This window comes from Halorubrum miltondacostae (genome assembly GCF_041379815.1).
GTDB lineage: Archaea > Halobacteriota > Halobacteria > Halobacteriales > Haloferacaceae > Halorubrum > Halorubrum miltondacostae.
Map to the genome: position 1 here is coordinate 44,352 of NZ_JBEDNY010000005.1, position 19,285 is coordinate 63,636.

At 58.1% G+C, this 19,285-nt stretch carries 23 protein-coding genes and 1 pseudogene; 17 read left to right on the top strand and 7 right to left on the bottom strand.

Annotated features, from left to right (window positions below):
- Nucleotides 1-6: 6 nt before the first annotated feature.
- From gvpN to gvpA, 3 genes are all read right to left on the bottom strand, one after another.
- Nucleotides 7-1,032 carry a gas vesicle protein GvpN gene (gene gvpN / locus ABNG04_RS13680; RefSeq protein WP_371162960.1) on the bottom strand — a complete coding sequence of 342 codons (1,026 nt, stop codon included), beginning with the start codon at nt 1,030-1,032 and terminating at the stop codon, nt 7-9.
- Nucleotides 1,029-2,147 (bottom strand): gas vesicle protein GvpC, encoded by a 1,119-nt coding sequence (locus ABNG04_RS13685; RefSeq protein ID WP_371162961.1) that lies wholly within the window; start codon nt 2,145-2,147, stop codon nt 1,029-1,031. Before ABNG04_RS13685 ends, gvpN begins: the two co-directional genes overlap by 4 nt.
- 66 nt (nt 2,148-2,213) lie before the next feature.
- Complete coding sequence (gene gvpA / locus ABNG04_RS13690) at nt 2,214-2,450, bottom strand: gas vesicle protein GvpA (protein ID WP_267662982.1); 237 nt, start codon at nt 2,448-2,450, stop codon at nt 2,214-2,216.
- A gap of 214 nt (nt 2,451-2,664) precedes the next feature.
- Here gvpA and ABNG04_RS13695 point away from each other — a divergent pair, with 214 nt between their 5' ends.
- From ABNG04_RS13695 to ABNG04_RS13740, 10 genes are read left to right on the top strand one after another with little or no spacing between them, the layout of a single operon-like run.
- Nucleotides 2,665-4,248: a gas vesicle protein GvpD basic region 2 domain-containing protein gene (locus tag ABNG04_RS13695; protein WP_371162962.1), complete on the top strand. Its 1,584-nt coding sequence runs from the start codon at nt 2,665-2,667 to the stop codon at nt 4,246-4,248.
- The gene (locus ABNG04_RS13700; RefSeq protein WP_371162963.1) at nt 4,245-4,799 is read left to right on the top strand and encodes a PadR family transcriptional regulator; all 555 of its coding nucleotides are present in this window, start codon (nt 4,245-4,247) and stop codon (nt 4,797-4,799) included. The genes ABNG04_RS13695 and ABNG04_RS13700 overlap by 4 nt, the downstream gene beginning before the upstream one ends.
- Entirely contained in the window at nt 4,792-5,433 is a 642-nt protein-coding gene (gene gvpF / locus ABNG04_RS13705; RefSeq protein WP_371162964.1) for a gas vesicle protein GvpF, read from the top strand. Before ABNG04_RS13700 ends, gvpF begins: the two co-directional genes overlap by 8 nt.
- A 3-nt stretch (nt 5,434-5,436) precedes the next feature.
- Nucleotides 5,437-5,688: a gas vesicle protein GvpG gene (gene gvpG, locus ABNG04_RS13710; protein ID WP_371162965.1), complete on the top strand. Its 252-nt coding sequence runs from the start codon at nt 5,437-5,439 to the stop codon at nt 5,686-5,688.
- On the top strand, nt 5,688-6,236 hold the full coding sequence (gene gvpH / locus ABNG04_RS13715) for a gas vesicle protein GvpH (RefSeq protein ID WP_371162966.1): 549 nt from the start codon (nt 5,688-5,690) through the stop codon (nt 6,234-6,236). The genes gvpG and gvpH overlap by 1 nt, the downstream gene beginning before the upstream one ends.
- On the top strand, nt 6,229-6,654 hold the full coding sequence (locus tag ABNG04_RS13720; RefSeq protein ID WP_371163107.1) for a protein gvpI: 426 nt from the start codon (nt 6,229-6,231) through the stop codon (nt 6,652-6,654). The genes gvpH and ABNG04_RS13720 overlap by 8 nt, the downstream gene beginning before the upstream one ends.
- Complete coding sequence (gene gvpJ / locus ABNG04_RS13725; protein ID WP_371162967.1) at nt 6,647-7,006, top strand: gas vesicle protein GvpJ; 360 nt, start codon at nt 6,647-6,649, stop codon at nt 7,004-7,006. The genes ABNG04_RS13720 and gvpJ overlap by 8 nt, the downstream gene beginning before the upstream one ends.
- Entirely contained in the window at nt 7,006-7,320 is a 315-nt protein-coding gene (locus tag ABNG04_RS13730; protein ID WP_371162968.1) for a gas vesicle protein K, read from the top strand. Before gvpJ ends, ABNG04_RS13730 begins: the two co-directional genes overlap by 1 nt.
- Nucleotides 7,313-8,140 carry a gas vesicle protein GvpL gene (gvpL, locus tag ABNG04_RS13735; RefSeq protein WP_371162969.1) on the top strand — a complete coding sequence of 276 codons (828 nt, stop codon included), beginning with the start codon at nt 7,313-7,315 and terminating at the stop codon, nt 8,138-8,140. Before ABNG04_RS13730 ends, gvpL begins: the two co-directional genes overlap by 8 nt.
- 1 nt (nt 8,141) lies before the next feature.
- Nucleotides 8,142-8,363, top strand: a complete 222-nt coding sequence (locus ABNG04_RS13740; RefSeq protein WP_371162970.1) for a gas vesicle protein — start codon at nt 8,142-8,144, stop codon at nt 8,361-8,363.
- Between the two features lie 659 nt (nt 8,364-9,022).
- On the opposite strand, the pseudogene ABNG04_RS13745 reads toward ABNG04_RS13740, so the two are convergent.
- Nucleotides 9,023-9,238: pseudogene (locus ABNG04_RS13745) on the bottom strand (zinc ribbon domain-containing protein); the annotation flags it as partial.
- 1 nt (nt 9,239) lies between these two features.
- Between ABNG04_RS13745 and ABNG04_RS13750 the strand changes: the two are divergent.
- Both ABNG04_RS13750 and ABNG04_RS13755 read left to right on the top strand, forming a co-directional pair.
- On the top strand, nt 9,240-9,932 hold the full coding sequence (locus ABNG04_RS13750; protein ID WP_371162971.1) for a sensor domain-containing protein: 693 nt from the start codon (nt 9,240-9,242) through the stop codon (nt 9,930-9,932).
- 581 nt (nt 9,933-10,513) lie between these two features.
- Nucleotides 10,514-10,795: a hypothetical protein gene (locus tag ABNG04_RS13755; protein WP_371162972.1), complete on the top strand. Its 282-nt coding sequence runs from the start codon at nt 10,514-10,516 to the stop codon at nt 10,793-10,795.
- A 306-nt stretch (nt 10,796-11,101) separates the two neighbouring features.
- Here the strand turns inward: ABNG04_RS13755 and ABNG04_RS13760 are convergent, their stop codons facing one another.
- Together ABNG04_RS13760 and ABNG04_RS13765 are read right to left on the bottom strand one after the other, a co-directional pair.
- Complete coding sequence (locus ABNG04_RS13760; protein WP_371162973.1) at nt 11,102-11,620, bottom strand: DUF6166 domain-containing protein; 519 nt, start codon at nt 11,618-11,620, stop codon at nt 11,102-11,104.
- A gap of 32 nt (nt 11,621-11,652) precedes the next feature.
- Nucleotides 11,653-12,099, bottom strand: coding sequence for a hypothetical protein (locus ABNG04_RS13765; protein WP_371162974.1), 447 nt, complete (start codon nt 12,097-12,099; stop codon nt 11,653-11,655).
- 136 nt (nt 12,100-12,235) lie between these two features.
- On the opposite strand from ABNG04_RS13765, the gene ABNG04_RS13770 reads away from it, so the two are divergent.
- The 5 genes from ABNG04_RS13770 (at nt 12,236) to ABNG04_RS13790 (ending at nt 18,689) form a co-directional block, all read left to right on the top strand.
- Complete coding sequence (locus ABNG04_RS13770; protein ID WP_371162975.1) at nt 12,236-13,600, top strand: restriction endonuclease; 1,365 nt, start codon at nt 12,236-12,238, stop codon at nt 13,598-13,600.
- Nucleotides 13,601-14,776: 1,176 nt separating this feature from the next.
- Nucleotides 14,777-15,940 carry a hypothetical protein gene (locus tag ABNG04_RS13775; RefSeq protein WP_371162976.1) on the top strand — a complete coding sequence of 388 codons (1,164 nt, stop codon included), beginning with the start codon at nt 14,777-14,779 and terminating at the stop codon, nt 15,938-15,940.
- A 681-nt stretch (nt 15,941-16,621) separates the two neighbouring features.
- Nucleotides 16,622-16,963 (top strand): DUF7344 domain-containing protein, encoded by a 342-nt coding sequence (locus ABNG04_RS13780; protein ID WP_371163108.1) that lies wholly within the window; start codon nt 16,622-16,624, stop codon nt 16,961-16,963.
- Nucleotides 16,963-17,649, top strand: a complete 687-nt coding sequence (locus ABNG04_RS13785) for a hypothetical protein (protein WP_371162977.1) — start codon at nt 16,963-16,965, stop codon at nt 17,647-17,649. Before ABNG04_RS13780 ends, ABNG04_RS13785 begins: the two co-directional genes overlap by 1 nt.
- The gene (locus ABNG04_RS13790; protein WP_371162978.1) at nt 17,646-18,689 is read left to right on the top strand and encodes a hypothetical protein; all 1,044 of its coding nucleotides are present in this window, start codon (nt 17,646-17,648) and stop codon (nt 18,687-18,689) included. The genes ABNG04_RS13785 and ABNG04_RS13790 overlap by 4 nt, the downstream gene beginning before the upstream one ends.
- 205 nt (nt 18,690-18,894) lie before the next feature.
- On the opposite strand, the gene ABNG04_RS13795 is transcribed toward ABNG04_RS13790, so the two are convergent.
- A complete protein-coding gene (locus tag ABNG04_RS13795; protein ID WP_371162979.1) occupies nt 18,895-19,056 on the bottom strand; it encodes a hypothetical protein in 162 nt (53 codons plus the stop codon).
- Nucleotides 19,057-19,285 lie beyond the last annotated feature (229 nt).

Genomic DNA, 19,285 nt, shown 5'->3' on the forward strand with positions numbered 1-19,285 from the left:
AACGGGTCACTGGTCGACAAACGGTAACTTAGTCTCTCGGATCGCGGCCTCGACTTCCTCGCGGAGTCCGGCGATGTCGTCCAAGGATGAGACCTTCGACGCCAACACGTCGACGCAGATATCGCCGAACGTCTGCTCGTCGAGCTCGTCCACCGGTCTCGTGCCCTCGACAGCCATGATCGCCGCGCGCGTCCCGACGTTGATCTCGAGTCGATCGCGCAGGCGTCGCACCAGCGTCACCGTCTGGTCGACCTGTGCTTGGTCGGCCTCGTCGACGTTCGAGCGGACGATCGCGGCCTCTGTCTCGTGATCGTAGAAGTCCATGTGGATCCCGACGAGGCGGTCCAAAAGCGCGTCCTGCGGCTCATGAACGCCAGCATACTCGACGGAGTTCGACGTCAAGATAGCCCGAAACTCGGGGTGGACGTCGACGTATCGCGACTCGCCGCGCTGGCCCGGGAGTTCGAGCATGCCCTCTTCGAGCACGGACAGCAAGACGTTGTTCGCGATGGGTTTGGTCCGCGAGAACTCGTTGTACACGAGCGTCGCCCCCTCCTTGACCGCGAGCGTCAGCGGGTTGTCGACCCAGCGGTCGCGAATGATGTCCTTGCTCTTGACGACGTTATGAATGTACTTATCTCGCTCCGAGATTCGCTCGGTCTCGCCGTACTCGCCGACCAAGTCGCTGGTCGTCAGGTCGGCGTCGCCGTTTATCCAGACGACGGGTCGATCACGGTCCCTGGCGGTTTGCATCGCGAGCGCGGTTTTACCGCAGCCGGTAGGTCCGATGAGATGCACCGGACGCCCGACGTCCATCCAGCGCTCGAGTCGCCGTTTCATCCGTCTGACGGCGTCGGTCTCGACGAACGTTTGCTCGTCCGGGACGAACTGGTCGGAGACGTCCGTGCCGGTCCGGATCGTCTGGCGAGTATCGGCGCTCTCGCGCTCTTTGTGCTGTGTCTCCCGCTTCTCATCGCGTGACGACTGGATTCGCGAACCGCGGACTTTCCGTTCGCGCGAGCGGTCGCTCATTCTTTGTTCTCCGGTCGAAGCGGCACTTCTTCGCCGTATTCCTTGCGGTAATCTTGGATAGACATATCGTGCGTCTGTAAGTGCGGCTCGGTGATCGCCTGGTAGTACTCGTCGCAGATGAGACACCGGACCATCCCCTCGGAGACCGGATCGACGTCCACGGCGGTCGAATCGCCGGCGGAGTCGTCTTCGCCCGAATCCGCCGTCGTCTGCACGGCCGCGTCACCCGAGGACTCAGTGTCCGCGCTCTCCTCGTCCGGGCTCCCGCCGTCGGTGTCGCCTGCGTCGTCCGACGCGGTGGACGGGTCGTTGACCGGAACGGTCGTCCCCGTCTCTGCGACGTCGGTCGTGTCGGCGGAAGTGTCGTTCGCCGTCTCGTCTCCACCGTAGAACTCCTTGACGAACGACCGGAACTCGGCCTCCGTGTCGGAAAACTCCGCGCAGAACGCGTCAATATCCCCGACCATCGGCTGCACCTTCATCTCGTGAAACGATTCGCCGTACTCCGCGAACGCCTCGGCCGCTGCCGCGAACGCGTCGCTCTGGTCAGCGATATCGGCATTAAAATCGCTCACGTTGCCGTTGAACGTCTCGGCGTAGCCTTCGAAGGCAGCACTGACGTCCGCGAACTCCGTTCGGAGCGCCTCGATGGCAGTCACCAGCTCGGAGATGTCCTGTATGGCGACGACGTCGTCGGCGAAGCGGTCCGCGTACTCGTCGAACATCGTCTCGGTCGCGGCCATCTCGGCGCCGAGTTCGGCGATCGCGTCGAGGAGACCGTCGACGTCCTGGATCGCGTGAACGTCTGACTCGAACGTCTCGGAGTACGCCGCGAAGCGATCGCGAACGGCGTCGATTGCCTCAACTCGCTCGTCGACGGCAGCGTCGAACCGAGCGAGTTCGTCGTCGAACTCGTCGGCGTACGCGCGGAACTCGCCGTCCGTCCGCTCCAGCTCCGCCTGGAATGAGGCTCTCGCCTCGGAGAGCTCACTGGTGTCCCGCTTCGCATCGACACCTGCGGCGAACTCGGCGGCGTACGCCTCGAACTCGGCCTGCTTGTCGGAAAACTGTCCACGTGCCTCTCTCATTGCCTCGACTTTCTGGTTAACGCTCATGTGTTATGGATAAAGTGTGTTGGCATCTGATCGCGCGACAGTGCTTGGGTCGGAACTGCGGACGCCTTACGCTTCGGGCGCAGGCGCGGCCTCAGTCCCGGCGGTAAGCTCTGCCTGTTCGATTTTCGCGATCTCTTCCGCGTAGTGGAGGAAGGTATCCACCGACGCGACGACGACGCGCGCCTCAACGGTGAGAATCTCGATTCCGACGAGCGAGATTCGCGCGAAGGCGTCGACGACGACGCCTTTGTCAAGTACACGGTCCAACACTTCTGCCAAGCTTGAGGAATCTGGTTGTGCCATTGGCGGAATGCAATTGAAGATGAGTGCCGGGTTGTAAGTAATTGTGTCACAGATTATCAAATGTACTATAGCAAACTATTTTATATTTGTTGATTAAATAACAATCCGGTCTCCAATGAACAGCTTGGTTCATCATGTACCCTATTAGATGCTGTAGTTCAGTCGCAGGCAATGACCAAGGGGTATCAGCGGAGGCCAACTCCGACGCACTGACATGAGACAACACGTGTTATCGTTATTTCCTCGCGAGATCAGTCGGTTCTTCGCCGAGGACGCGGGACATACGTTACTGGTACAAGGCGCCCCCGGGACCGGAAAGACGCTATTTACCCTCCGGGTACTCGACGTCGTGCGGCCGCAGAGCGAGGTGCTGTACGTTTCTTCTCGTATCGATCAGAGCACCGTCTGCGGGATGTATCTCGACGACGCCTCGTCGCTCGATGAGACGAACATCGTCGACCTCTCGCAGGGTCCGTACGAACTCCCGGTCACCATCGACATCCCGTTCCCGAAGCTGAACCTCGACTCGCTGCTCGAGTGGATTCAGTCGATCAACAGGGTGACCGATAACCTGACCATTGCGTTCGACAGTTGGGACCTCGTCCACCGGTATCTCGCCGCGCAACACGAGAATCCGCAGAGCATTACGGCGATGACCACTCAACTCGCGGCCCTCGCTCGTGAAGACCAGATCGAGGTGTTACTAGTCTCGGAAAAGCGGGACCCATCCGCGTTGAAATACACCGTCGACGGGGTCGTCTCTCCGCAGGTGTCCACGGATCAGCGGGGTCGAACGCGGCGGAATCTGAAGCTTGAGAAGCTGCGCGGTGTTCGGATCGAAAATCGGCTACAGCCGTTCACCCTCACCGACGGGACGTTCCAAGCGATCCCGTCGATCGAACTCACGTCGGCGCAGACGACCGAAACGAAGGCAGCGTGGGACCCGTTACCGAACTCGAAGACGACCTTTTCGACCGGAATCGGCGACTTCGACCCGATACTCGATGGCGGGTATGACCGCGGGAGCGTCGTGCACTTAGACCTCGGAAGCGACCTGTCGCGCGACGTCTGGAGCGTCTTGACGCTCCCGACGATCCGGAACTTCGTGGCGAACGAGATGTGCGCGACGGTTATTCCGCCGAAAGGTGGAAGTCCCGGACTGATTCAGAGCGATCTCACGTCGGTCGTGGACACCGATAACGTCGAGGAGTACAGTCACGTGCTAGGCGCGAAAGAACAGGTTCGCACGCGCCAGGACGACCGAACCGAGTTCGAGGGCGACGGAGACGCGGGCGATGGAGACGCGGGCGATGGAGACGCGTGGCAGCCCCTCTCGACGCGGACGGACCGACTGCCACCAGGTCAGCGCTCCAATCCGCGGGTCGGCACGCGGAGCGAGCGTGGAGGGGAAGACGACGCTCGAACGCTCCGGCCGCCGGTTCCGATCAGGGACCTCGAATACGATCAGTATATAGCGCACTGCGATAGCATCCGTGCTCAGAGCGACGGACCGTTGTTGCACGTCATCAACATGGATAGCATACGGAGCACGTTCAAGAAACGCCTCGGTGCGTTTGCCAACTACATCGCCCTGTATAACGACCTCGCCGTGTTGTTGACGAACCCTGGGGCCGAATTCAGAAAACGAACCGATCGGGTGGCAGATATGCACATGAAACTCGAGCGATTAGGCAAGGCGGTGGTATTGTACGGCGAAAATCCCCTGACGCCGTTACTGGGAATCGGCATCGACAGGTCGGGCTCCTTCCCGACCGTTAACCTAATCGAAATGGTATGATCAGAGAACTCGAACAGGTGTGCGAGGAGATCGACGTCGATACCGAAGTAACGATCACTCCGTCAGAGGCGGGTGAGATGAAGAACAGAACGAGCTCAGAGAGCCCCGAGCCGGAACCGCCCCACAAGTACGTCGAGACCGAGATCGACGACAGCGCCGCGCGGTGCTGTGACGGGTGGGTCGGCGACGGCGCGTTACGGAGTATCAGCGACGACCACGTTCTCGCCGAACTCGACGAGATCCTCCTGCTCCTGATCGCCGTCCGAGAGGAAGCGATCGGAAAGGAGCTCAGCGACGACCTCAATCGTATGTTCGGAACCGCGTTCAGTCCGGGAACGGTCTACCCGCGACTGTCTGAACTCGCGGACGAGGGCATCCTCGAGGTATCGAACCTGCCGAAGCGGAAGGTCTACTCGATATCTGACGAGGAGGCAATATGCGACGAGACCCGGTCGAAGATAGACCGCCTGCTCGTCTTTTCAGCGACGTTACGGTCGCTGTTAGTGGAGTGTGGGAAAAGCGACAGAGCAACGGACGATACATATGAGTGAGAACGTTTACACGTACGGCATCGTTGAACAGGAAGACATCACGCTCGACGTCGCTGGTGTCAAAGACGCCACCGAGGTTTATACCGTCGAGTATCGCTCGCTCGCGGCCGTGGTCTCGGATATCGACACCACCGATCCGGACCGAACCGACGAGGACGTCGAGGCGCACAATGACGTTCTCCAGCGGGTCCTCGAGTACGACGGCGGACGAACGATAATCCCGATGAGTTTTGGGATGGCGTTCAAGAATACGCGAACGCTCAAGGGGGTCCTTCGGGGGGCGCGCCCGGCGCTACAGAGCACGCTAAATGACATCGGGGGGACGGTCGAACTTGGCGTCAAGGTGATCTCAACGGGCGGTGAGAGGCGGTCCCAGGACGTACAATCGGATGTCACTGAGACTCTCTCGGCGGTCAGTATCAACGAGACTGGGAACGAATTGTTCAGTGACAGACTGATCCTGAACAAGTCGTACCTCGTGCCCCGGTCGGAGCGGGGGGCATTCGACGACGCGATCGATGAGATCCAAGAAAGCTATGACGAACGGTTCACCGTACAGTACACCGGCCCGTGGCCGCCGTATAACTTCGTTGACATCCACATCGGCGCTGAGAAACAGCGCGGAGGGCGGTGATCGATGTTTATTCTCGATGACATCCTCGTGAAACCGTTCACCTCGATTCTCGATATCTTACACACGATGGCGCTCAACGAACTGTACGACACGGCCGAGACCCGTGACGAACTAAAAGAGAACCAGCTGTTATACGAGGTGGGTGAACGCTCGCAGGCGGAGTATGAGGAGCGGAAGCAGGAGTTGGAGCTCCGACTCGAGATGGCCGAGCAGATCAAGTCCCAGATGGGAGACCGAATAGAGGTGAAAAGCTGATGCCGGCGAACGACGACCCGTTCGATTCGTTCCCGGGCGATGACCGCTCCGAGGGAGGTACCGGGGCGATCGCCCGACTCGTGCGCCTGCTTCGAACGCTCGCCGACGCGGACACCGACGGGACACAACGGCGAACGGGACACGTCAGCACCGACCGAACACGGGTCGATTACGAATACTCCGTGTCGGTAGGGCTCGACGTGCTCGATGGGGACGACGGTGTGTTTTCAGATGAGGGGAAGCCCACGGCCGATAACGTGGACAGGGCAACCGATACGACGCCGTCGCGGTCGGTCGAAGTGCGGGACGTGTCAGAGACAGAGCGCGTCGTGATTGCCGACCTTCCAAGAGTTTCCGACACAGAGTTCGACGTTACGTTCGACGCCGAGGCGGGAGAACTGACGATCTGGCGGGGACAGACGCAGATTAGACAAGTTCCGATCGAACACCCATCGATGAAAGTCACCGACGTGAGCTTTAATAATCACATATTACGAGTGGAGCTACGAGACGAAGGAACAACAGATGACGGAGCCAATCATGAATGATAACCAATCGACTCATGATCGGAAAGCGAGGCAAGCACAGACGAAAGCACAGATCAATCGGAACGAAGCGCGACAGAAGCTGCTTCGACAGCGGAAGAAGCTAGCTAAGCGTCGAAAAGCTAATCGAGAGCAATCGGAGGAGCGGCGTGAGAGCATGAAGTCCCAAGAGAATCCGACCGCATACTCGACGATGCCGCCACAAAAGTCAAACGCACAAAACGCAGTACGAAATTCGCACTCAACAGTTCCGGAAACACCGAAGTATTCGACTATTGTGGCCTCCGATCGTCTATACGGTCAGCGGCTCCATCGCGTCACAACTGATAGCATGTCCACATCAACAGAGACGACGGAGTCGCAAAGTGACGATATCAGCCAACGGCAGGATGACGTAACACCGGAGTCAACTGATGAGTGATGCTAAACCAACTAGATCACAGGGCGATCTGGCGGAGCTGTTGGAGACGCTGCTTGACAAGGGCGTCGTGATCAATGCCGATATCGCAGTAACGGTCGGCGACACCGAGTTGCTCGGGATCAAGCTCAGGGCGGCACTGGCGTCATTCGAAACCGCCGCACAGTACGGATTGGAGTTTCCCTCGGGCACGGACATGGAAATGGTGAATGAGGAGGCCGGAGTGACACCTGCTACGACTGGCGGGGAAACGACGCGCGCGAGCGACCGTCCGACGCCGCCTGAAGCTGAAAAAGAGAGCAGACAGGCGGCGACAGAACATGAATCGGTAAACGCCGGCGAGCATACGGAATAATGAGCACAGAGATTAACTTAGACGATGAGGGAGGCGGTGTCCACGAGGGACTACTCACGCTCGCCGTCTCGCTCGTTGAGATCGTCGACGATGCGCTTGAACAGGAAGCGGTCAGGCGGATGCAGTCTGGAAATCTCAGTGACGAAGAGGTAGAGCGGCTCGGCAAGCAACTCAAACGGCTTAACGAGGAGATAGACCGGCTCAAACGAGAAGAGGGAATTGATGAAAACGTGAATGCGTTCCGAGGTGAACTCGACGACCTCGTCGCGGACGCGCTCACTCAACTCCAGCATACGGCTTATACAGATGAGTAACGCGAGTCCGTCGGGGCAGGACGAGACTCTCTCTGATGGCCGCTACATCTACTGTCTCGTTGATGTTTCAGAGGACACCGACCCGGAACTGGCGGTCGATGGAATCGATAATAATCAAATCTCATTTATTACATATGACGACATCGGAGCAGTTACTCATGAGTGTGACCAGTTGTACGATTCCGAGGAGGCCACGCAGATACGACAGTGGCTCGTCACGCATCAGCAGGTAGTTGACGTCGTTGGATCGGCGTTCGGTACGCCGCTGCCGTTTCAGTTCGACGTGATTTTACGGGGCGGCGAGGAGACCGTCAAGCAGTGGATCGCCGACAACGAGACGCGAATCCGGGAAGCGCTCGATAGGTTTCGCGGACTGTGGGAGTACCGAGCCCACGTTACGTGGGACCGGTCGGCTATCGAGTCGGTCGCCAGCGCGGCCGACGAGCGATTGGCGGAGATAGAAGCGCAGCGAAACGAAAGCGGTGAAGGGACACAGTTCTTACTCGATAAGCGCTATGAGCAGCGTTTAGACGACGTGCTACACGCGCGTAAAACCGATCTGCGGGACCGACTGCGGACGGAGTTACGCGACGCCGTACGCGAGATAGAACAGCATGCCGCAGCGCCGAGCGTACAGGCGATCGATCAGCGCGGCGATGAACAGAAGGAGTGGGTGGCACGGATGGCGTTGTTAGCGAGCAACGCCGACGAGGAGTCCATCGGGGCGAAGCTCGACGATATCGCCTCGGAACCGGGTATTGCCGTCGAATTTACCGGTCCATGGCCGCCATACTCCTTCACCCCAGAGTTCACCGAGTAGTATGGAACCGACGAAATCACCCGGGCAAGTGGTGGAGCTCGTGGACGTGCTCCTTCGCGATGGGGCCGTCCTCGCGGCCGACGTTATCGTGACCGTCGCTGAAGTGCCGCTCATCGGTATTCAGCTTCGGCTTGCGCTCGCCGGAATGACAGAGATGCGCGAACGCGGGCTGTTTGAGGAGTGGGACGAGACGCTCAGAGAACGGAGCGGGAATGGGAGCTAAGTCGGTGGGTTCAGATGGGTCGGTTCCGCCCGGGAGGAGCCGTCTAAGTCAGTCGGTGACGGGTTCCGCCCCGGCACTGCCGAAGCGGGGAGTTTGACGAGGGCTCCCGGTACGAACGCGTGCACCTCGTTTCGACGTCCCCGCTTCTCATCCCTGAATCGAAGCCGTGGCTCAGGGCATGTTCCACGACGAGTGTAATTGTTCAGTTGAGAGAGCGCGGGGTCGGTCCGATACGCACTGTTCAGACGTCCTCATCGCGATACGGAATCGTCTCGTCGGGACGGAGCGAGCCCGCGTGTCGTCGGGCGTAGTCGTCGTCCGACCCGAGCAACGCGCCCGGTTCCTCAACGTCGTTGCGACTATGAATCGCTTGATTGATTTGTAGCCACTTTCGATCTCCCAGCGATAGCTATACTCGGTTTCATCCTCCCCACGCTAAAGCGCGAGGATTCCGAACGGGATATTCAGGTTGCGCGTTTCCTCGGTTCTCAGGTACGCTTTCGCGTGGAACGTCGAAGGTCGCCACCGAGTTGTGACCAACGATGTGTTTTAAACCGCATGTAGCCCTGTCAATGGGGCCTTCCTCCCCGCATACAGCGGGCGTCAACGACGACCGGTTCTTCAGCCCGTGAGGTACACGGGTCGCGTCAGCCGAACTGTTACGCCGTACATGGTTCTCCCTCCCGTTGTGAGATATTCTCCGAAGCGTTCAGATCGAAGTGTCGCCCACGACCGCACTCCGAACACACAAAGTGGTCGCCATCACGGGTTCCCATCGAACCACAGGCCGAACACCGCTGGCTGGTATGGTACGCATCGACCGTCTCGACACGGATACCAGCGCGCTCGGCTTTGTACGTGATGAACTGTTGGCGTGTGGGCGTTGACCAGCCCTGGCATGACGAGCCGACCGCTTCCGTCGGTGACAGTCTCGGCGGCTTTATCGGCGTCCTCGGGTCCGGACGGCCGCACCGTCTGGATCACCCCGTTGTCGACGACAATCGTGCCATTACGGTACAGGCGATGGTGTACTTCGTCGCGTTCACCACTGTATCCTCTCTCGGGGTGGGGCTCGCGTTCACGATTGTTGGCATCCCGATACTGATCGGGACGCTCATCGCGACGACCGGTACAGCACGACTGGAGGCCCGTCTCGCAGAGGAGCTACTGGGCCGTCAGACGGCGTACCCCCGACCGCTGCGCCAGTCGCTCAACACCGATGACGAATACGTCGTTGCATTGCGGCGGTTTCTCGCGGAGCCGACAACGTGGATCAGCGTCGCTGTCGTCCTCCTGAAGTTCCTTTATGAACTGGCGGCGTTCGTTGTGACCGTTGTCGGTAGCGTGCTGGTTGTGACGATGCTCGCTGCGCCCGTAGTGTACGACGACCCGCAGGTCAGCTACCGGATCGGCAAGTTCGTTGTCTCCACCCTGCCCGAGGCGCTCGCCGTCGCGGGGCTCGGAGTGGTTGGCTTCTGGGTCATCTGTAACGTATATAATGCCCTCGCCACGGCCGGCGGAATAATAACCGACGCACTGCTGTCGGTCGGTCGGGAGGCGGCACCGTGACCACACGGATTGAGTGGGAACGGTAGTCCGATGCTGATCGGATTACACGGAATGGAGACTGTAGTTCCAGAGGGGCTGACCGGAAGCCCGCCGCCGTTGACGGCACCGTCGTCGTCGGCGACGGACGGTCTGCGGGACTACCCTGCGGCGAGGTCGGCAACTCCGGGCTCTCCTCTGGCCTAGACCTCCGTATCCAGCTTTAGGACCGTGCGAGCTTCTGGTTCGCTGCCGATCTCGTTCCCCACTTCGAGAATATATCGATTACCTGACCGGACAACCGCCGGGCCGGACACAAGACGTGCGGCGCAACGAACGGCTCGGCCGAGAGACTGTCTCTTTGGGCCGGCAACCGGATCAGTGCGCTCACCACGTCGAACGGAGAGATTAAATATAAATTCGGAGGCCACCGGAGGAGAGACGATTCAGCGACCTCAAAAATGAACGTGATTATTAAACGCACTCTCGAACTCAGAGGCTGCTATTCTACCGAGGAATCAATCTCCCCTTATGCTTCAGTTGGAACGCCACCGAATAGATCAAATTCAATACAGGGTGACACCATAGCTACGTTCACAGGACCGATGAATTCCACTGCAGAATTGAAGCGTCATTCCGCGCTTGGCTTAACGATGCTCCTGATGAGTCTCTGGTTTGGTCGTCTCGCGACAACGGAGTCAGGAGCGGTCTCATTACTGGCAGGTGGGTTTGCCATCGGCTTGGCTTGTTTTGCTGTGGCGCTGCTTATGGGTTTATTTGGTGCAGACAGCATACTTGACGAAGAGCTGGGACCCCGTGTCTCCCTGCTGTTCGTATTGCTGATTATCGGTGGTATGATGACGTTCGTTACATCTGCGGTTATCTAACCGGATGCGTCGTTAAGCAGGTTGTGCTGTCTCCCCCGATCCGGTATGATGCGCGGACTCTCAATTCGGTTAGAAGATTTCAACAAAGCGATCACCCACATTTCCGGGCCGCGTACACTGAATCACCGTCGGTGTAGGTGACTCCTTCCCCGACCGAGTAGTCTCAGATGAGATCATCGACACTGCCTGGACTGCGTTCGACGTGGGGCGTCGTGCGTTCCCGTTCATCGGTTCGTCGCGGGAGCGGCAACCCCCGCACTCCTCTCGAGGGCTAAATAAACAGCTCCGGGAACGGCGTCACCGCCCCTACTGGCTGGCTGCGGGGAACTCGAAGCCGCCGGTGTCGGTGGCCGAGTTCTCCGAGTCGGTAGTCTCTGATTGAACTTCCTGGCGAGCGTCCTCCAGTGCCTCGCGACGGTCGTCGACGCTCTGGTGAATATTGATGTCGTGCTTCTCACAGAGCGCTCGCTCGACCGCGAAGGTCATCTCGTCGAAATCGACCGCCGTGATATCGACGTCTTCCGGTGACGGCGTCTCATCAATGACATCGATGTCCTGCGACCAGGTATCGGCCGAAATGTCGCTGGACGGGAGTCGCCACTCGTCACCCTCGAGCTCTTCACGCAGGTATTCTGCGAACTCCTTGTAGTGGTCGAGCGCGATGTCCTTCGTCGACGAATCGGCCAGTAGTGCGATTGCGAGCTGATCGATACGGGCCTCGTCGGCCTCCGGTCCCCAGTCGAATCCACCAGGAGCGCGACGCAGGACGTGGAGATGCTTATCCAAGAGGTCGCCATCGGGCGTGTACACCAGCTGTCCTCCCATACAGCGTTCGCCGCGATAGGCTCGGCCGCCGGTCATCGGAACTCACCCTGCCCGTGATCGAGGCCTCGTGGTCGGGTCGGTGGCTGCCGGGGTCGGGAATCCGACGGTCGACGGGCGGTGTCGGGACTCTGTCCCGTCATCCGATCGCTTGCGTTGGCGGCCCCGGTTGCTCGGGGACCGACGCACATCGGCTTTCGCGCTTGATTTCGCTCCGTGACGACCTCCCGATGGAGCATCGTACAGAGTTCCATAATGCTCTGGGCGAGGTCGACCGCCGCCGCTCGCGACCGGAGGTCGTGCTGGCTGAAGAGGATCGTCCCATCGGCCCGGTCGACCCGGACCAGCCACTCCGAGGTCTGCTGGACGTGGCAGAGAACGGAGTTCGAGAACTCGTAGGCGAACACGAAGTGCTCGTCGTCTGTTCGGCGATGCAACCACCAGTGGTCGGGGGCAATTTCGCTGTCATTTGTAGAACTCATCGGTGATTCGGGACGGTGATGACGTCCCGCACCCCTCGCGGGACGTGAAACAACAACTGTGGCCGCCGCACCCGCTTTCGCCGCCGAAGTCGGCAACGTATTTGATTCTAGTAAGATACAGTCCAATTATATTCGGATGGCTGTACTGGACGACCTCTCGGGGTTCGAGTTCGAGGACCTGATGGAGGACGTGTTCCGAAACCTCGGCTACGAGAACGTCCGGCAGGCCGAGCGGACAGCTGATGAGGGCCGGGACGTCCTGATGGAGGAAGTCGTCGACGGAACACGGCGGGCGATCATCGTCGAGTACAAGCACACGGGAACCGTTGGTCGCCCAGTCGTCCAGAAGCTCCATTCGGCGATCGCGACGTTCGACTTCGACGGCCCGAAACGCGGGATGGTCGTCACGACCGGCCGATTCACGAACCCTGCCCAGGAGTACGCACAGCGCCTTCAGCAGAACGACGATCCGCATCCAATCGAGTTGCTCGACGGCGAGGGCCTCCGAGAGATCGCCGACGAGATCGGACTTGACCTCTACAACGGCCGCATCGAAATCCTCTGCGACGAGACCCTCCGGCCGTACGACCCGGCGGCCGACGTCGACACACCCGTCAAAGAGGCGTTCCGCGACATCGAGAACATTGAGGCTGCGGACCTGCCAGTGCCGCACTCGCAGGTGACGTTTCGGCCGGTTGTCGCGATCACCGCCGACACCAACGCCGTCTTCGAGACCTCCGTCGGCGTCATCCATCAGATCAACGACCGCACGCGGTTCGTCGTCCACGCTGAGCGCGGCCATCCGACAGTGGCCGACGACGATGTCGCGACGCTGGTTACCGAGAACTTCCACGCGACAGTCGATCTTGATGCCGACCGGTCCGGGGAGGTATTCGACGACGTTGAGGAGCGCCGCTTCGGCCAGACCCAAACTGAGTACAAGCAGTGGGCTGTTGACCGCCTTCAGGACTACCACACGACGAAGGTGACCTACACCGGCGACAACAACGTCACCTACAACAAGACGTGTGAGCCGAATCTCTCGGACATCTCAGTACAATCGATCGAGCCGGTGTATCTCCCCGAAGTTCGGCAGACGACCGAGCTCCAAGAGTATTCGTATCCGTACGAGTACTATGCTGCTGGCCCCTCACGGGTCACGCTGGAGGACGGGATTCATCGTCGCGTCCACTGCGAGACGAGTGGCGTCGACGAGACGTATACCTACTGTCCGAACTGCGGGGCGATCGCCTGCGACAGCCACATCAAGACTGAACGACTCGAAGGCGAACCGGTCTGTACGGGGTGTGCGGTCACTGAGCGGTTCGCGCTGAAGACGAAGTACTTCTACGACGACCAGAACCTTGAGGCGTTCCGCGAGGAGTACGCCGCGATGCCATTCTACCAGCAAGCGATTGAGAATACGTTACTGGCCGGGGGGATTGTGGTCGCGACGCTGCTGCTCGTTGTGGGACTACTCGTCATCGGCGGCATCATGTAGACCGGGATGGTACGCAGGGCTATTCCAAGGATGCTCCGACTTCGTCAGCAATCACTTGGAGATCTGACTTCAGGAAGGTAGAGTCGTTGGCTGCCTCTATTGACTCTGCGATACCGACGTGCGCCCGGATGGATCGGCGCATTCGCGATGTTGATGGTTGCTCCGTTTTGTCAACATTAGTTCTGAGTACTTCACAAATCGCTTGTAACTCCTCTTTTGTGAACGACGCCTTGATCTCCCGTTCGAAACGGCCTGTCGCTACTCGGATTGAGTTCTGGAGTTCCCGGACGGTTGGACTCATAGCTTTTTACTCTCCACTCGTTCCCCTCAAAATTCCTACTTAATTGTCGTGAGACGTTTTTATATGTTCCCACTACGACGGCTCTGTTGAAATCCTTCAGAAGTGATAGATTCTGATTCGGTCGTGGTCAGTGTAGCGTATCTATTGCCTATTGGTAGGCTTGCGCCGGCATCGAATAGATACAAGTCACCCGTGTCACTCATCACTGTGGCTCTCCGCACGTCGCTGAATAGCATCTTTGTGCTTGTGAGCGGTTGGACTGTTCTCTTCACCAAGTGGTGTTCCACCTTTTGTCTTGGTGATATTTCTTTAATCATTTGTTCCAGCCGTTCGAGAATTTTGTCAGGACTGGTCTCCGGTTCAATTACCACCTTTCGGCCTTCTTCGCGGACCGCAACTTCTGTGCCCGGTGTCATATTAAGACGATCTTGTATCCCCTCTGGAAGGAGGACTCGACCCTCTGAATCCACCCTTGTCATATTCTCACATGATCCGAGAGAACTAGTAATCGTTTGGGTCGCACAAGTGTGGTCTGTTGCGCTAGCAGGCTTTCATGTGTGTTGAATCCGCAGAATGCGGCGGGATAGCGTCGGTCTGAAGGTAGTAGCGAAGCGGAAGAATTTGCTCTGTTGAATCCGCAGAACGCGACGGGATTGAGCCACTCTATCGTCTGTTCTGGAGCACTGTTGAGAGAGTTCGTTGAGGCGGAGAGCGCGCCGCGCAGGGGGAGAGCTCGGCATTTAATACCAACACCCGCCGACCGGCAAACACATTATATTCTTCTAATATATTATTCCTGCTACTTGTTGACTAAGCGTACTTCACTTTTCACAATTCGGGAGAAGATTTATGACTAAGTTTGTATACGTTTGATTATGGCTCGGTCTGGACATGCTATTGACCACGCTTTCACACAAGCAGATTACGAGAGGGTCCTCGAATTGTCGGCTTCAATCGCCGATGAGGAGAAAAGTGTCGAATCCTTTTTCTACCACTTGATGCTCGGCTACGGGCGGATGCGTCCGGGAACGCTCTCACACTACCGCTCGAGTTGGTACGACCCAGGGCGAAAAGTAATCCAAGTGCCGAGCTTCCAAGACTGTGACTGCGGCGACTGTCGAAAATACGCAAAGCAGACAGCCGACCGCGACAGCGAGGATCGCGACACCGAAGAGATCCTCAAAGAATACTGGCACGGCAAGGTCGACTCAACAGCGAGAGCGATCCCGCTCAAAACCGAACGTCAGGTGGAGATCGTCGAGAAATTCAATGAGATGTTCGGCAATCTCGACCGACCAGTAGGATGCTACATGACTATTTGGCGGCGAACAACTCGGATTATCGAACTCGTCGATGGGATCGACTCCGTGACCTACAAGCCGTATGTGAACCGCGCGACAGCAGTCACCCACTTCGCCTGGGCGGGGATGAGCGACACCGGCCTAGTGAACAACTTCGGTTGGGCTCGCCCACAGACAATTGAAGCCTACAGGGCTCGATCGGGGTTGATCGCGGCCGAGGAGATGGATAAAATGTACGGCAGGCAGAGCATGAAGTACAATCTTGATCCGGATCCGCCGACGTGGTCTGAATACCGCGCGGAGAACGAGGGGAATCTCATTCATGTCGACACTTGGGTTCCTGAGAAAGGGAGCTGTAAACTCCCACCGGAGGACGAAGAAGAGGCGATTCGAGAGCTGACGCTGGACGACTTCCGTGAGGATGACGACACCCAGCGGTCGAGTATCGGCCCGGTGGCTGTTGCCCAGGCCGGTTGGTGGCACGCCCGACTTGCCTTCTACCGTGTAAAGCATGAAATTCGGGGTATGGAGTACACACCTGAAGCGAATGACCTCACAAAAATGTCTGGCGTGGGCCGCTTCCTTGCGGCGAGCGTTCTGGCAGCTGGACTGGTTCTGAGTATGTACTTTATTGGATACTCGGCTGTAGAGATGGCGCTAGTTGTCGCGGTTGCCTGTTCGACAGCACTCTATCGGATCAAGATCGACGATGCCCCAACACTCCCCCGCCCCGTGTGATCTATCTAACAGCGACCACTCCACGCCGTCGATGAGTAGATTAAAATGAGAGAACGTACGGCTCAGAATCTGATGATACTATTATCGAGCAATATACATCCCCGTCAGTGCCATTTTCTCCGTGTAGCTGGCGTGAAGGCTTCAAATATGGGCAGAGAACGAAGCCACTACGTATTACTGAGGATATTAACTAAAGACGGATGGTTCGCCTGCTCATCCCATGAATTAGATAGAGGAGAGCCGCCGCAGTGACGGATTATTTTTACTCACCGGTAGTGGGTGAGGCGTAATTTAAGAGGTGATTAAGAATACACGCTAATATCAATCTTAGAGGCGTTCAAATGGCAAAATAACCGACTTTCAATTTGTGACACCAATATAAAAGTCACAATCGAATCTCTTCAGTTTAGCCACGAGTCTTGACGGAACCCTCCGGCGCTGAGACGCCGGAGACATCGTGCTGCTACCTAATGACAGCAACCAACCCAACCAGGGTCAGGAGTGATAACTCTGCTTTTCAGAGTACCGCACTCGATACTGACCTACTGACACACCGCGTCGCAGAGCCCAGTTCCAATAACTCGCCAAACCGTCACCAGCGATCTGCTGGTCAGACAATTATTATGGGGGCGATCTGAGGTGACCGAACCCACCGACGCTCCGACCGCTTCTGCCATCCCGATGGATCCAGACAGTGCGTTCAACGCAATCGCAAATAGTCGTCGTCGCCGCGTCTTGCTCTCGCTCTCACAGTCGTATGGAGCAACTACCGCCGGTGATCTGGCCGTCGAAATCGCTGCCATCGAGAACGCGATTGACCCCAGTAAAATCAGGAGCAACGAACGCACCTCGGTCTACATCTCGCTGACCCAATCGCATCTCGAGACACTCGATGAGTGCGGCGCAGTCGTGTTTGACGACCGATCGAAGTCCGTCGCTCCGACAGACGCGACTGAACCCCTCGCCGAACACATCCGCCGGCTTCAGACGGCATGCTACAAGCCGGACTCGGAGGACGTCTAATGACTGACTACCAGCGTGAACTGGAGACGCTCAGAGAGATCGACTCCAACTTTCACCGGCTGTTCGAAGCGGTCAACGGTGGTGACGACGTCGTTTCGATGCCGGGTGGCGATCCACTCGCGACTCTGCGGCGAGCACGGGCACAGATCGACGCCGCACTGTTCGCGTCTCGTCGCCGTCGTCATGACGCTATCGTCACCGACGACGGTCCGTGTCTCCTCCAGTGGAACCCACCGAGTGCGCCACCGCGTCGCCTTCGCTTCGAACCCGACAGCACAGGCGAGTCCTGGACACGCCGTGAACTCGCGTGGACTGGCGAAGAGTGGCGCTTCTGTGGTAGCGACCGTGTCGAGGACGTCGCGATCTGCGCGCCAGCAGCCACCCGGTATCCTGATCCCGTCGACCCGACGCCGCTTGAAACGATGATCGAGTGGATCCGTGACAGCTGGGCGCGTCCAGACCCGTCTGCGCTCGTGTTCGAGAAAACGGCCACCACCGAGCAGGGTGTAGTCGTCTCCGTCGACGACGAGCTCCGCTACCGCGAGCGCGATAGCCCACAGTGGTATCCTGCGACGACAGAGGAGTTCTACCACCACCTTCGAACTCACGGACAACCAACGCTCCGACCGCTCTCAGAGACAGCGCTGACTCGCCAGCACTTCACCCCTAGCCCACTCTCCAAATGACGGACGAACCACTCTCGCTTCCGCCGGGATTCGATCGTGGACTCACCCAGCTTATCGACGTGATCGAGACGCTCCGGGACGTTCTCTCAGAAGAGGAGACGCTCACGACCGTCCAAGCTGTCACCATACGGCGACGGTTGTTCCTCGCGCTCTACCCGCTCAAAGCGATCCGTCGACAGCTTGCGGAGACAGAGCACCCCCCGTCCCAAGGCGATCATGAGGTGGTGACGTGGGACGACCCTGCTCAGGCACTGTATCACATCAAACTACGTCTCGATCGGCTGCTTGAGGATCTCTCCATTCAGGGGTACGACCACTCCTCACAAGAGTATTCGATCGAGCAAACACTCGAAACGATTCGAGACCACATCGTCATTCTTCAGGACGCACTTTTTGAGGGGTCGGCGGACAACTCCACGCAGCTTGAGAAACTCTCCAGTCACCGATCTGTCTATACAGACGTGGCTGGGCGTGGGGTTGGCGATGGGCGATGGCTTGAGTATCAACTCCAGCGGGCGTTGATGCGGTGGGGGTATCGAGCAGAGACGCGCCAGCACCTATTCGGTCTTGAGGTCGATGTCGTTGCCAAGCGGAAGCCAAAACAACAGCAACCAACTGATTGGATTGTTGCTCAGTGTAAAGACTGGACGAGCGACACGATCACGCCGTCGACGATCTTCCGGCTGTGTACGATCGCGTTTGCCTGCCGGGCGATGCCAGTCCTCTGTCATACGACCAACATCACTGCTCGGGCTGAGGAGCTCGCCCGTCAGTTCGAAGTCCGAGTCCTCGATCTGCGGGATCTTGAACGTGGTGCGCTTCCTGCGCCCCAAGTGTACAAGCCCTCGGCTGAACTCAACGAGTGGCCTCCACAGAACAACGTTCGTGACTCTCGGGGCACTCTTCCCGTGATGTTCTACGGAGAGCCTGGCAAACGGTTCAGCTACGTTCCTGGATTCACTCCTCTGGGGATGGACTACGAATACGAACCGATTGATACCGATCGAGACGACGATACGCATCCCGCAGCAGGCCACTGACGAATCACGTCTAGCGATCAAGTGTGATATGGTAGCGAGGGGATAGGTTTGATACGCCCCTGCTGTTGGAATATGCTGTCGATCAGTTTTGCTTGCTGATACTACTATTTATACCATTTTGTAATTGTGCGAGAACAAGACTGGCAGTCAGTAGATCGCTCGTAGCTGCTGCTCGGCGGCACTGAAACCACGTCAAAACCGTAGTTTACTCGTCGATGTTGACGATGGTCGCTCTTTCAGGCGGTACGATCTCGAGTTTAGCAGCGTTGCGTTCGATCTCCTCGGGCGTCATCCCCTCAGCATCAGCGAGCAACTCGGTGAGCTCCTCGTCCGATATTATGTCGGCGTCAGGAGGTTCACGGCTCATACCACGTTCTACCCGGCGTGAAAAATAAACGGCTCTGATATGTTCTTGAAGACGTGCTGAATACAGAGCGCGAATGTGGTACGAAGTAAAGCCTACCTATGGGGAAGAGTAATCGGTCAGTACTGTTGATTTACGACATGTTCTCCCGCAAGAACCAGAAACTAGCCGCCTCTGCTGTGGTTGCCCTCGTTGCTCTTGTCGCCCTACGGGCATTGACAGATTTCGGGCT

Excerpts from the sequence above, each read along its gene's own strand:
- gvpN (WP_371162960.1), bottom strand. The coding sequence starts at position 1,032 with ATGAGCGACCGCTCGCGCGAACGGAAAGTCCGCGGTTCGCGAATCCAG.
- ABNG04_RS13685 (WP_371162961.1), bottom strand. The coding sequence starts at position 2,147 with ATGAGCGTTAACCAGAAAGTCGAGGCAATGAGAGAGGCACGTGGACAG.
- gvpA (WP_267662982.1), bottom strand. The coding sequence starts at position 2,450 with ATGGCACAACCAGATTCCTCAAGCTTGGCAGAAGTGTTGGACCGTGTA.
- ABNG04_RS13695 (WP_371162962.1), top strand. The coding sequence starts at position 2,665 with ATGAGACAACACGTGTTATCGTTATTTCCTCGCGAGATCAGTCGGTTC.
- ABNG04_RS13700 (WP_371162963.1), top strand. The coding sequence starts at position 4,245 with ATGATCAGAGAACTCGAACAGGTGTGCGAGGAGATCGACGTCGATACC.
- gvpF (WP_371162964.1), top strand. The coding sequence starts at position 4,792 with ATGAGTGAGAACGTTTACACGTACGGCATCGTTGAACAGGAAGACATC.
- gvpG (WP_371162965.1), top strand. The coding sequence starts at position 5,437 with ATGTTTATTCTCGATGACATCCTCGTGAAACCGTTCACCTCGATTCTC.
- gvpH (WP_371162966.1), top strand. The coding sequence starts at position 5,688 with ATGCCGGCGAACGACGACCCGTTCGATTCGTTCCCGGGCGATGACCGC.
- ABNG04_RS13720 (WP_371163107.1), top strand. The coding sequence starts at position 6,229 with ATGAATGATAACCAATCGACTCATGATCGGAAAGCGAGGCAAGCACAG.
- gvpJ (WP_371162967.1), top strand. The coding sequence starts at position 6,647 with ATGAGTGATGCTAAACCAACTAGATCACAGGGCGATCTGGCGGAGCTG.
- ABNG04_RS13730 (WP_371162968.1), top strand. The coding sequence starts at position 7,006 with ATGAGCACAGAGATTAACTTAGACGATGAGGGAGGCGGTGTCCACGAG.
- gvpL (WP_371162969.1), top strand. The coding sequence starts at position 7,313 with ATGAGTAACGCGAGTCCGTCGGGGCAGGACGAGACTCTCTCTGATGGC.
- ABNG04_RS13740 (WP_371162970.1), top strand. The coding sequence starts at position 8,142 with ATGGAACCGACGAAATCACCCGGGCAAGTGGTGGAGCTCGTGGACGTG.
- ABNG04_RS13755 (WP_371162972.1), top strand. The coding sequence starts at position 10,514 with ATGAATTCCACTGCAGAATTGAAGCGTCATTCCGCGCTTGGCTTAACG.
- ABNG04_RS13760 (WP_371162973.1), bottom strand. The coding sequence starts at position 11,620 with ATGGGAGGACAGCTGGTGTACACGCCCGATGGCGACCTCTTGGATAAG.
- ABNG04_RS13765 (WP_371162974.1), bottom strand. The coding sequence starts at position 12,099 with ATGAGTTCTACAAATGACAGCGAAATTGCCCCCGACCACTGGTGGTTG.
- ABNG04_RS13770 (WP_371162975.1), top strand. The coding sequence starts at position 12,236 with ATGGCTGTACTGGACGACCTCTCGGGGTTCGAGTTCGAGGACCTGATG.
- ABNG04_RS13775 (WP_371162976.1), top strand. The coding sequence starts at position 14,777 with ATGGCTCGGTCTGGACATGCTATTGACCACGCTTTCACACAAGCAGAT.
- ABNG04_RS13780 (WP_371163108.1), top strand. The coding sequence starts at position 16,622 with ATGGATCCAGACAGTGCGTTCAACGCAATCGCAAATAGTCGTCGTCGC.
- ABNG04_RS13785 (WP_371162977.1), top strand. The coding sequence starts at position 16,963 with ATGACTGACTACCAGCGTGAACTGGAGACGCTCAGAGAGATCGACTCC.
- ABNG04_RS13790 (WP_371162978.1), top strand. The coding sequence starts at position 17,646 with ATGACGGACGAACCACTCTCGCTTCCGCCGGGATTCGATCGTGGACTC.
- ABNG04_RS13795 (WP_371162979.1), bottom strand. The coding sequence starts at position 19,056 with ATGAGCCGTGAACCTCCTGACGCCGACATAATATCGGACGAGGAGCTC.